Below are 11,562 nucleotides of genomic sequence, written 5' to 3'. Positions count from 1 at the left end.
CGGGCGGCTGCGGGGATCAGTTCACCGGGGTGATGAGGGCCCGCAGGAAGGGGAGGTCCACGTCCTCCAGGGAGCGGACGACGGTGCGCCCGGGGGCGGGGGTGATGAGGCCGACCGAGGGGATGGCGACGACGCGGCAGCCGGCGGCTTCGGCGGCCGCCACGCCGGTGGCGGTGTCCTCGATGACGGCGCAGCGGGCGGGGTGGGCGCCGAGGGTGCGGGCGGCCAGCAGGTAGGGGTCGGGGTGCGGCTTGGTGCGGGGCACCTCGTCGCCGGCCACGGTCATGGCGAAGCGGTCGGCCCCCAGGGAGTGCAGGATCCGGTCGATGACCCGGCGGTGGGAGGCGGAGACGAGGGCCGTGGGCACGTTGTGCCGGGCGAGCTCGGTCAGCAGCCGCTCGGCGCCCGGCATGAGCGGCACCCGGTCGGCGATGCGGGCCTCGAAGCGCTCGTTGAGCAGCACGCTCAGTTCGGCGAGGTCGATGGTGACGCCGGTGGCCTCGATGAGGAAGCCGAGGCTGCGGCTCATCGGCCCGCCGACGACGATGTCCCGCCAGGATTCCTCCAGGCGGTGGCCGAGTTCGGCGAAGACGTCCACTTCGGCGTCCCACCAGAAGCCCTCGGTGTCGACCAGCGTCCCGTCCATGTCGAGGAGCACCGCCTGCAGGGCCGAGCCGTCGGCCGGGCGGGCGATGGAGACGGGAACGGTACTGGTCATGCGCGCGCCTCTCGGAGGGGACGAGAAGGCCGGTCACCTCTTCCCGCGGGGCTGTACCCCCGGGGGAACAGGCGACCGGCCTGTGTGGGACCGACCAGTGTACGTCGATCTGCCTCAGCGTGCGTTGAAATACTTCGCTTCGGGGTGGTGGATGACGATCGCGTCGGTGGACTGCTCCGGGTGGAGCTGGAACTCCTCGGAGAGGTGGACGCCGATCCGCTCGGGCCGGAGCAGGTCGGCGATCTTGGCGCGGTCCTCCAGGTCGGGGCAGGCGCCGTAGCCGAGGGAGAAGCGGGCGCCGCGGTACTTGAGCGCGAACATGTCCTCGACGTCGGACGGGTCCTCGCCGCCGAAGCCGAGCTCGGCCCGGACCCGGGCGTGCCAGTACTCGGCGAGGGCCTCGGCGAGCTGGACGGACAGGCCGTGCAGCTCCAGGTACTCGCGGTAGGAGTCCGACTCGAACAGCCTGGCGGTGGCTTCGCCGATCTTCGAGCCGACGGTGACGACCTGGAGGCCGACGACGTCGGTTTCGCCGGACTCCTCCGGGCGGAAGAAGTCGGCGAGGCACAGGCGGCGGCCGCGGCGCTGGCGGGGGAAGGTGAAGCGGGTCCGCTCGTTGCCCTGCTCGTCGAGGATGATCAGGTCGTCGCCCTTGGAGACGCAGGGGAAGTAGCCGTGGACGACGGCCGCCTCCAGCAGGTTCTCGGTGTGGAGCTTCTCCAGCAGGCCGCGCAGGCGCGGCCGGCCCTCGGTCTCGACGAGCTCCTCGTAGGTCGGGCCGCCGGCGCGGGCCTGCTTGAGCCCCCACTGGCCCTTGAACAGGGCGCCCTCGTCGAGCCAGGAGGCGTAGTCCTTGAGCGGGATGCCCTTGACGACCCGGGTGCCCCAGAACGGCGGGGCGGGTACCGGGTTGTCGACGGCGACGTCGGAGCGGCCGCCGGGCTCCTCGGCCTCCTCCACCCGGAGGAGGGGGGTGTCCCTCTTCGCGACGCGGCGCTGCTTGAGCTCGGGCAGGGTGGCGCCGGGGACGCCGCGCTTGACGGCGATGAGGGCGTCCATGAGGCGCAGGCCCTCGAAGGCGTCGCGGGCGTAGCGGACCTCGCCGTCGTAGATCTCGTGGAGGTCCTGTTCGACGTAGGCGCGGGTGAGGGCGGCGCCGCCGAGGATGACGGGGTACTGGGCGGCGAGCCTGCGCTGGTTGAGCTCTTCCAGGTTCTCCTTCATGATCACGGTCGACTTCACGAGGAGACCGGACATGCCGATGACGTCGGCCTTGTGTTCCTGGGCGGCCTCGACGATCGCGGAGACGGGCTGCTTGATGCCGATGTTGACCACGTTGTAGCCGTTGTTCGACAGGATGATGTCGACGAGGTTCTTGCCGATGTCGTGGACGTCGCCGCGGACGGTGGCGAGGACGATGGTGCCCTTGCCCTCGGCGTCCGACTTCTCCATGTGCGGCTCCAGGTGGGCGACGGCGGTCTTCATCACCTCGGCCGACTGGAGCACGAAGGGCAGCTGCATCTGGCCGGAGCCGAACAGCTCGCCGACGACCTTCATGCCCTCCAGGAGGGTGTCGTTGACGATGTCCAGGGCGGGGCGGGTCTGCAGGGCCTCGTCGAGGTCCTGCTCCAGGCCGTTCTTCTCCCCGTCGATGATCCGGCGCTGGAGGCGCTCCTCCAGGGGCAGCGCGAGGAGCTCCTCGGCGCGGCCGGCCTTGAGGGACTTCGTGTTGACGCCCTCGAAGAGGGCCATCAGCTTCTGGAGGGGGTCGTAGCCCTCGCTGCGGCGGTCGTAGACCAGGTCGAGGGCGGTGGAGACCTGCTCCTCGTCGAACCGGGCGATCGGCAGGATCTTCGACGCGTGCACGATCGCGGAGTCGAGGCCCGCCTTGACGCATTCGTCCAGGAAGACGGAGTTCAGCAGGACGCGGGCGGCCGGGTTGAGGCCGAAGGAGATGTTCGACAGGCCGAGCGTGGTCTGCACGGCGGGGTGCCGCCTCTTCAGCTCGCGGATCGCCTCGATCGTCGCGATGCCGTCCCCGCGGGACTCCTCCTGTCCGGTGCAGATGGTGAAGGTGAGGGTGTCGATGAGGATGTCGGACTCGTTGATGCCCCAGTTGTCCGTCAGATCGGTGATCAGGCGCTCGGCGACGGCGACCTTGTGCTCGACGGTGCGGGCCTGGCCCTCCTCGTCGATGGTCAGGGCGATCAGCGCCGCGCCGTGCTCCCGGGCCAGCCGGGTGACCTTCGCGAACCGCGATTCGGGCCCGTCGCCGTCCTCGTAGTTGACGGAGTTGATGACCGCGCGGCCGCCCAGCTTCTCCAGGCCGGCCTGGATGACGTCCACCTCGGTCGAGTCCAGGACGATCGGCAGCGTGGAGGCGGTGGCGAACCGGCCGGCCAGCTCCTCCATGTCGGCGACGCCGTCCCGGCCGACGTAGTCCACGCACAGGTCGAGCATGTGCGCGCCCTCGCGGATCTGGTCGCGGGCCATCTCCACGCAGTCGTCCCAGCGGGCCTCCAGCATCGCCTCGCGGAACTTCTTCGACCCGTTGGCGTTCGTCCGCTCGCCGATCGCCATGTACGAGGTGTCCTGCCGGAAGGGCACCGTCTGGTACAGGGAGGACGCGCCGGGCTCCGGGCGGGGCTCGCGGGCGACGGGGGCGAGGCCGCGGACCCGCTCGACGACCTGGCGCAGGTGCTCCGGCGTGGTGCCGCAGCAGCCGCCGACGAGCGACAGCCCGTACTCGCGGACGAAGGTCTCCTGGGCGTCGGCCAGCTCGGAGGCGCTCAGCGGGTAGTGGGCGCCGTCCTTGGTCAGCACGGGCAGGCCGGCGTTCGGCATGCACGACAGCGGGATGCGGGCGTTGCGGGCCAGGTAGCGCAGGTGCTCGCTCATCTCGGCGGGGCCGGTGGCGCAGTTCAGGCCGATCATGTCGATGCCGAGGGGCTCCAGCGAGGTGAGTGCCGCGCCGATCTCGGATCCCAGCAGCATCGTGCCGGTGGTCTCCACGGTGACCGAGCAGATCAGCGGGACGGACAGGCCGAGGGCGTCCATGGCGCGGCGGGCGCCGATGACGGAGGCCTTGGTCTGGAGCAGGTCCTGGGTGGTCTCCACGAGGAGGGCGTCCGCGCCGCCGGAGAGCAGGCCTTCCGCGTTGACCTGGTAGGCGTCGCGGATGGTGGTGTACGGGATGTGGCCGAGGGTGGGGAGCTTGGTGCCGGGGCCCATGGAGCCGAGGACCCAGCGCTGCTGCCCGGTGGAGGCGGTGAAGGCGTCGGCGGTCTCGCGGGCGATGCGGGCGCCGGCCTCGGACAGCTCGAAGTTGCGTTCGGGGATGTCGTACTCGCCCAGTGCGCTGAAGTTCGCGCCGAAGGTGTTGGTCTCGACGCAGTCCACGCCAGCCGCGAAGTAGGCCTCGTGCACGGTGCGGACGATGTCGGGGCGGGTGACGTTGAGGACCTCGTTGCATCCTTCGAGCTGCTGGAAGTCCTCGAGAGTGGGGTCCTGCGCCTGGAGCATCGTTCCCATGGCTCCGTCGGCGACGACCACGCGGGTCGCGAGCGCCTCCCGGAGGGCGTCGGCCCGGGTCTGGGTGTCGGCGGGCAGGTGCGGCAACGAGGCCATGAGAGCTCCCTGGGATGCGACGGCTGTCGGCTTTGCACCCTTGCTGTGTCAAGGGTGCACGCGCTCAGAGTAACCGCGCGTTCGCAACCCCGGTGAGGGTGTCCCACGTGGCGGACTGCATCCTGTGCCCGAGGGGGTCGGCCGGGTGTGCCCCGGGCGGCTTCGGCTTGAACATATGGCCAACCATGCGCAAGGTCGACATGGGCCGATAGTGTTCAGCATTGTCGAACTACGTCAGCAGGAGGCTGCGCACCATGGCACGGAACATCCAGTCGCTCGAACGAGCCGCTGCGATGCTGCGGCTCCTTGCCGGCGGTGAGCGCCGCCTCGGCCTCTCGGACATCGCGAGCTCCCTGGGGCTGGCCAAGGGCACGGCGCACGGGATCCTGCGGACCCTGCAGGCCGAGGGCTTCGTCGAGCAGGACCAGGCCTCCGGCCGCTACCAGCTGGGCGCGGAGCTGCTGCGCCTGGGCAACAGCTACCTGGACGTGCACGAGCTGCGCGCCAGGGCACTGGTGTGGACCGACGACCTGGCCCGTGCGAGCGGCGAGAGCGTGTACGTGGGCGTGCTGCACCAGAGCGGGGTGCTGATCATGCACCACGTCTTCCGCCCGGACGACAGCCGTCAAGTGCTGGAGGTGGGGGCCATGCAGCCGCTGCACTCCACGGCGCTGGGCAAGGTCCTGTCGGCGTACGACCCGGTCGCCCACACGGAGGCCCTGGAGGCCGAGCGCGAGGCGTTCACGCCGCGCACGGTCACGGACGGCGCGGGCTTCGAGGAAGTGCTGGACCTGACCCGGGCGCGCGGCTGGGCCGCGGACGTCGAGGAGACCTGGGAGGGCATCGCCTCGGTGGCCGCGCCCATCCACGACCGCCGCCGGATGCCGGTGGGCGCGGTGGCGGTGGCCGGTGCGGTGGAGCGCGTCTGCGGGGAGTCCGGGGAGCCGCGCGCGGCGCTGGTGGCCTCGGTGCGCGACTGTGCGCGGGCTGTTTCCCGCGACCTCGGCGCGGGCCGGTTCTAGACCTCTGCCAGCATGTTCCCGGCCACTCCGTGGCCGTTTTCTGCTGCCTTGTTGCCATATTCCGGCCATCGCATGGCTTGTTTCGTTCGATCGCACTGCGTGGTAACGATCCGACACATTGGCCTGGCCAACCCTTGACGCGTTCTTCACCTGGGCGAAAAACTGCCGTTCATCGGTCGGCATTGTCGAACACCTACCGGCAATACGCGCTAGGGTGTGGCAAGGCCAAGGACCGGTGAACCACTCACCGAGTGCGCGGACGCGGGCCGGGACCCCGCCGCCGCGCACCCCTGGACGTAAGACAAAGGAGTCGCGGGTGTCCAGCTCCGACATCTTCCTCGGCGAGACCATCGGTACCGCCCTGCTCACCCTGCTCGGCGGTGGTGTCTGCGCCGCCGTGACCCTCAAGAGCTCCAAGGCCCGCAACGCAGGCTGGCTCTCGATCACGTTCGGCTGGGGTTTCGCCGTACTGATCGCCGCCTACGTCTCCGCCCCGCTCTCCGGTGCACACCTCAACCCGGCGGTCACCGTCGGCCTCGCAGTCAAGAACGGCGACTGGAGCGACACTCCCGTCTACTTCGCCGGCCAGCTCCTCGGCGCCATGATCGGCGCCGTCCTCATGTGGGTCACCTACTACGGCCAGTTCGCCGCCCACCTGGCGGACCCGGAACACATCCGTGACGCCAAGCTCGGCCCGGAGGACCCCCACCCGCACGACGTGGCCGGCCCCGTCCTCGGGATCTTCTCCACCGGCCCCGAGATCCGCAACGTGGTCCAGAACCTGACCACCGAGATCATCGGCACGGCCGTCCTGGTCCTGGCGATCCTCACCCAGGGCCTGCAGGACAACGGCAAGGGCCTCGGCGTCATCGGCGTCCTCATCACCTCCTTCGTCGTCGTCGGCATCGGCCTCTCCCTCGGCGGTCCGACCGGCTACGCCATCAACCCGGTCCGCGACCTCGGTCCGCGCATCGTCCACGCCCTGCTGCCGCTGCCCAACAAGGGCGGCAGCGACTGGGGTTACTCCTGGATCCCGGTGGTCGGCCCGCTCATCGGCGCCGTCATCGCCGGCGGCCTGTACAACGTCGCGTTCGCCTGATCAGCACGGCCCCGCGCTCGTAAGATCCGCACCGCCCACCTGATTCCGCACTCTTCACAGACCTGCCAGGAGCAGCCAACATGACCAGCAGCACCGGCCCGTTCATCGCCGCCATCGACCAGGGCACCACCTCCTCCCGCTGCATCGTCTTCGACCGCGACGGCCGCATCGTCGCCGTCGACCAGAAGGAGCACGAGCAGATCTTCCCGAAGCCGGGCTGGGTCGAGCACGACGCCAAGGAGATCTGGACCAACGTCCAGGAGGTCGTCGCCGGCGCCATCGCCAAGGCCGAGATCACGGCCGCCGACGTCAAGGCGATCGGCATCACCAACCAGCGCGAGACCACCGTCCTGTGGGACAGGAACACCGGCGAGCCGGTACACAACGCGCTGGTCTGGCAGGACACCCGCACCGACGCCCTGTGCAAGGAGCTCGGCCGCAACGTCGGCCAGGACCGCTTCCGCCGCGAGACGGGCCTGCCGCTCGCCTCGTACTTCGCGGGCCCGAAGGTCCGCTGGCTGCTCGACAACGTCGAGGGCCTGCGGGAGCGCGCCGAGGCCGGCGACATCCTCTTCGGCACCATGGACTCCTGGGTCATCTGGAACCTGACCGGCGGCACCGAGGGCGGCGTGCACGTCACCGACGTCACCAACGCCTCCCGCACCATGCTCATGAACCTGCACACGCTCGCCTGGGACGAGCGCATCGCGGAGTCCATGGACGTCCCGCTGAAGGTCCTCCCCGAGATCAAGTCCTCCGCCGAGGTCTACGGCCACGTCAAGGACGGCGTCCTCGCCGGCGTCCCGGTCGCCTCCGCGCTCGGCGACCAGCAGGCCGCCCTGTTCGGCCAGACCTGCTTCGCCGAGGGCGAGGCCAAGTCCACCTACGGCACCGGAACGTTCATGCTGATGAACACCGGCGACAAGGTCATCAACTCCTACAGCGGCCTGCTGACCACGGTCGGCTACCAGATCGGCGACCAGAAGCCGGTCTACGCCCTGGAGGGCTCCATCGCCGTCACCGGCTCGCTCGTCCAGTGGATGCGCGACCAGATGGGCCTGATCAAGTCCGCAGCCGAGATCGAGACCCTGGCCTCCTCCGTCGAGGACAACGGCGGCGCCTACTTCGTGCCCGCCTTCTCCGGCCTGTTCGCCCCGTACTGGCGCTCCGACGCCCGCGGTGTGATCGCCGGCCTCACCCGGTACGTCACCAAGGCGCACATCGCCCGTGCCGTCCTGGAGGCCACCGCCTGGCAGACCCGCGAGATCACCGACGCCATGACCAAGGACTCCGGCGTCGAGCTGACGGCCCTCAAGGTCGACGGCGGCATGACCTCCAACAACCTGCTGATGCAGACGCTCTCGGACTTCCTGGACGCCCCCGTGGTCCGTCCGATGGTCGCCGAGACCACCTGCCTCGGCGCCGCCTACGCCGCCGGCCTGGCCGTCGGCTTCTGGCCCGACACCGACGCCCTGCGCGCCAACTGGCGCCGCGCGGCCGAGTGGACCCCGCGGATGCCCGCCGACCAGCGGGACCGCGAGTACAAGAACTGGCTCAAGGCCGTCGAGCGGTCCATGGGCTGGATCGACGAGGAAAACGCCGGCTGACCGCACCAGCCGACGAACCGATGAGGAGCTGAAGAGATCATGAGCACCCTGCAGAGCGTCCCCGCCCTGGGAACGCACCCGACCGCCGGCTGGAACGCCAGCCGCGCCGAGACCCGCGAGCAGCTGTCGAAGGCCACGTACGACCTGCTGGTCATCGGCGGCGGAATCCTGGGCACCTCGGTGGCCTGGCACGCCGCGCAGTCGGGCCTGCGGGTGGCCATGGTGGACGCCGGCGACTTCGCCGGCGCCACCTCCTCCGCCTCCTCCAAGCTCGTCCACGGCGGCCTGCGCTACCTGCAGACCGGCGCGGTCAAGCTGGTGGCCGAGAACCACCACGAGCGGCGGGTGCTGGCCAAGGACGTGGCCCCGCACCTGGTGAACCCGCTCACCTTCTACCTGCCGGTCTACAAGGGCGGTCCGGTGGGTGCGGCCAAGCTGGGCGCGGGCGTCTTCGCCTACTCCGCCCTCTCGGCCTTCGGCGACGGCATGGGCAAGGTCATATCCCCGGCCCGTGCCGTCGCCGACAACCCCGGCCTGAAGACCGACAACCTCAAGGCCGTCGCGGTCTACTACGACCACCAGATGAACGACTCCCGCGTCGCCGTCATGACGGTCCGCGCGGCCGTCGAGTCCGGCGCGGTCGTCCTCAACCACGCCGAGGTCACCGGCCTGCGCACGACGCGCGGCCGGGTCTCCGGCGCCGAGCTCAAGGACCGCCTCGACGGCACCGAGTTCGGCGTCGACGCCCGCGTCGTGCTCAACGCCACCGGCCCGTGGGTGGACCACCTGCGGCGCATGGAGGACAAGCACGCGCTGCCGTCGATCCGCCTGTCCAAGGGCGCGCACATCGTCATGAAGCGCAAGTCGCCGTGGAAGGCCGCCATGGCCACCCCGATCGACAAGTACCGCATCACCTTCGCCCTGCCGTGGGAGGACCAGCTGCTGCTGGGCACCACCGACGAGGTGTACGAGGGCGACCCGGCGGACGTGCGCGCCACCGAGAAGGACATCCAGCAGATCCTGGACGAGGCCGCCTTCTCCGTGAAGGACGCCGACCTCGACCGCTCCCTCATGACGTACGCCTTCGCCGGCCTGCGCGTGCTGCCCGGCGGGCCCGGCGGCGTCGAGAAGGCCAAGCGCGAGACGGTCGTCACCGAGGGTGCCGCCGGCATGCTCTCCGTGGCCGGCGGCAAGTGGACCACCTACCGCCACATCGGCCGGGTGGTCATGGACAAGCTGGCCAAGCTCCCCGGCCGACCGCTCACCGACGACATGGAGCCGGTGAAGTCGCTGGTCCGCCGGGTCCCGCTGCCCGGTGTCGCCAACCCGAACGCCGTCGCCCACCGCCTCCTCGTGGACCACGAGCCCGGCGCGCGCATGGACCCGCTGACCGCCCGCCACCTGGCCTCCCACTACGGCTCGCTCGCCTTCGACATCGCCCGCCTGGCGAACGAGGACCCGGCGCTCGCCGAACGGATCCACCCGGACGGCCCGGAGATCTGGGCGCAGGTCGCCTACGCCCGCGACTTCGAGTGGGCCGAGACCGTCGACGACGTGCTCCGCCGCCGCACCACGGTGACCATCCGCGGTCTCGACGACGACGCGGTCCGCGGCCGCGTCGAGGAGATGCTGGGCCGCAAGGCATAGCGTCTCTAATCAGTTAAGCGATCCCATGCGAACCGTTGGGTTCGGTGTGGGCTCCGGACACTGGCCGGCACGGCCCGAAGGCCGGGCCGGGAGGGAACCCCGCGTCGCCTGGGCGCGGGGCGGCTGGTGCGCGGCCGGGTGGGGCCGGTCTTCGACCGGTCCGCCCGGCTGGTCTTCGGGACGGCCGTAATGACGGCCTTGGCCTCCATCGTGCCGATCACGGCGCGGATCACCATCTGCCCGCCGGCCCGGTCCACCACTGTCTTGGCCTGGTGGGCGAGTCCGCGTGCGGCGATACGGCGCCAGGCACCCTGGTCACGGTCGCCCTGCCAGCCGCACCCGGGGCTGGGGCAGACGGCCCACTTCCAGCCGGACACGGTGGGCCGGTCGGGGGCCTTGCGATGCCGCAGCGGCGTGAAGCACATGGGGCAGTGCCTGGAGGTGTTGCGCGGGGGCACCGTGACCACGGCGATGCCCGCCTCGGCGGCGAGGTGGCGCATGCGGTCGGCGATCCGCCCGCGCACGGCCTGGGAAAGGCGGGTGTTGTGGGTGCGGCCCATGCCCCCGGCTTCCATCGACCGCAGGTCTTCCGGATAGATCACGGTCGCACCGGCGGCGACAGCTTGGTCCACGGCCCGGCGGGCAGCAGTCCGGGCGACGGCGTCGTTGAGATTCGAGCGACGCTCCGAGACGCGCCGGATCTCCTCGACCAGCACCTCGTGCTGGTCGTCCAGGGCGCCGTCGTCGAGCCGGGCGTAGTGATCGGTCTTGGTGTGCAGGCGCTCCGAGATACGACGCAGCCGGTACTGCTTGGCCAGCACACCAGCGGCCCGGAACCGGGCGCCTGCACCGAGTGCGGTGATCTGTCCGTCGTCGTGCAGCCGGGCCGCACCCGCGCTGAGAAGGGTGTTCAGGCCCCAGTCCACGCCGAGCGCGACCGTGTGGCCGGTGCGCCGGGTCCTGGGCACGGGGTGGGTGTAGGCGAGGTCGGCGCGTACCGTCCCGCCCGCGGGGCACAGGGTGGGCAGGTGCAGTACCGCGTTCACCGGGACGGTCGGGGGCAGCGTGACGGGGCAGGCGACCCAGCTCCAGTCACGGTATCCCTGCGGGTCGGGCCGGGTGGGGAGCTGCAACCGAAGCAGGGCCCGCTGCCCGTCGCCGGATCGTTCGATGGTGGCCTGCTGCCCGTCGCACGCGGCAAGGAGCAGCATGCGGGCCACACGCGGTGTGGGCTCCAGCTCGAACACGCCGGCCGGGCGACGGTCGTACTTGCGCTCGAAGGAGGCGATCTGGCGGGTGCGGGAACGGATCACACCGGACGGCAGGTACTGCCCGCCCGGTATCGCGGCCCGCACGGTGTCCCACTCCTGCGGGGTGCGCTTCCTCGGGTCGGCAGGCCAGGCGGCCAGGACGCCGGCCAACAGGTCGGCGCGCCAGCCGACACGTTCCGTCAGCGTGGCCGGGGCGAGAACCTCGCCGGTCTTCTCGTCCACGCCCGACCGGACAAGGACGCGGACGCAGGCGGTCCGGGCCGTCTCGCCCTCGCCCAGCGGCAGCTTCCGACCCACCGCCACCCCTCCCTCCCGCCCGTGGTGCTGTCATCCAACCAACGACACCGCCACGAAAGGGTCACGCATCCGATCCGCGAACTCATGAACGACACCCGCACCCGCCCCCGACGCACGGCATGACACCGACGAATGACACATCACTACGGATCCCGAAGGAAACACGTGAGCCTCCGGCAAGGTGGGGAAGAGGGGCGGTTCCGAGGGGAACCGCCCCTCTGTCGTGGGCTGTGGCCGCCGCCCCCGCAAGGCTTAGGCTGGCCCACGTACACAA

The 11,562-nt window shown here is 70.7% G+C and carries 7 protein-coding genes; 4 read left to right on the top strand and 3 right to left on the bottom strand.

What is annotated here, in order from left to right; genetic code table 11:
- Positions 1 to 16 precede the first annotated feature (16 nt).
- On the bottom strand, positions 17 to 718 hold the full coding sequence (locus ACIQUT_RS13555; RefSeq protein WP_403562631.1) for an HAD family hydrolase: 702 nt from the start codon (positions 716 to 718) through the stop codon (positions 17 to 19).
- A 114-nt stretch (positions 719 to 832) separates the two neighbouring features.
- Positions 833 to 4,345: a methionine synthase gene (gene metH, locus ACIQUT_RS13550; RefSeq protein ID WP_403562629.1), complete on the bottom strand. Its 3,513-nt coding sequence runs from the start codon at positions 4,343 to 4,345 to the stop codon at positions 833 to 835.
- A gap of 254 nt (positions 4,346 to 4,599) precedes the next feature.
- Between metH and ACIQUT_RS13545 the strand changes: the two genes are divergently transcribed.
- The 4 genes from ACIQUT_RS13545 (at position 4,600) to ACIQUT_RS13530 (ending at position 9,720) form a co-directional block, all read left to right on the top strand.
- The gene (locus tag ACIQUT_RS13545; protein WP_403562627.1) at positions 4,600 to 5,367 is read left to right on the top strand and encodes an IclR family transcriptional regulator; all 768 of its coding nucleotides are present in this window, start codon (positions 4,600 to 4,602) and stop codon (positions 5,365 to 5,367) included.
- Positions 5,368 to 5,683: 316 nt separating this feature from the next.
- The gene (locus ACIQUT_RS13540) at positions 5,684 to 6,466 is read left to right on the top strand and encodes an MIP/aquaporin family protein (protein ID WP_403562625.1); all 783 of its coding nucleotides are present in this window, start codon (positions 5,684 to 5,686) and stop codon (positions 6,464 to 6,466) included.
- 80 nt (positions 6,467 to 6,546) lie between these two features.
- Positions 6,547 to 8,073 (top strand): glycerol kinase GlpK, encoded by a 1,527-nt coding sequence (glpK, locus tag ACIQUT_RS13535; protein WP_403562623.1) that lies wholly within the window; start codon positions 6,547 to 6,549, stop codon positions 8,071 to 8,073.
- A gap of 39 nt (positions 8,074 to 8,112) precedes the next feature.
- The gene (locus ACIQUT_RS13530; RefSeq protein ID WP_403562621.1) at positions 8,113 to 9,720 is read left to right on the top strand and encodes an FAD-dependent oxidoreductase; all 1,608 of its coding nucleotides are present in this window, start codon (positions 8,113 to 8,115) and stop codon (positions 9,718 to 9,720) included.
- Positions 9,721 to 9,725: 5 nt separating this feature from the next.
- Here ACIQUT_RS13530 and ACIQUT_RS13525 read toward each other — a convergent pair whose 3' ends face one another.
- Positions 9,726 to 11,288, bottom strand: a complete 1,563-nt coding sequence (locus tag ACIQUT_RS13525) for a zinc ribbon domain-containing protein (RefSeq protein WP_403562619.1) — start codon at positions 11,286 to 11,288, stop codon at positions 9,726 to 9,728.
- Positions 11,289 to 11,562 lie beyond the last annotated feature (274 nt).

The sequence above is a fragment of the Streptomyces sp. NPDC090445 genome (assembly GCF_044769385.1).
Classification (GTDB): Bacteria; Actinomycetota; Actinomycetes; order Streptomycetales; family Streptomycetaceae; genus Streptomyces.
Note: the sequence above shows the minus strand (reverse complement) of the source record. Positions and strands in the feature narration are given on the sequence as shown.

What these genes read in the sequence shown, in the direction of transcription:
- ACIQUT_RS13555 (WP_403562631.1), bottom strand. Translation starts at nt 718, where the DNA reads ATGACCAGTACCGTTCCCGTCTCCATCGCCCGCCCGGCCGACGGCTCG.
- metH (WP_403562629.1), bottom strand. Translation starts at nt 4,345, where the DNA reads ATGGCCTCGTTGCCGCACCTGCCCGCCGACACCCAGACCCGGGCCGAC.
- ACIQUT_RS13545 (WP_403562627.1), top strand. Translation starts at nt 4,600, where the DNA reads ATGGCACGGAACATCCAGTCGCTCGAACGAGCCGCTGCGATGCTGCGG.
- glpK (WP_403562623.1), top strand. Translation starts at nt 6,547, where the DNA reads ATGACCAGCAGCACCGGCCCGTTCATCGCCGCCATCGACCAGGGCACC.
- ACIQUT_RS13530 (WP_403562621.1), top strand. Translation starts at nt 8,113, where the DNA reads ATGAGCACCCTGCAGAGCGTCCCCGCCCTGGGAACGCACCCGACCGCC.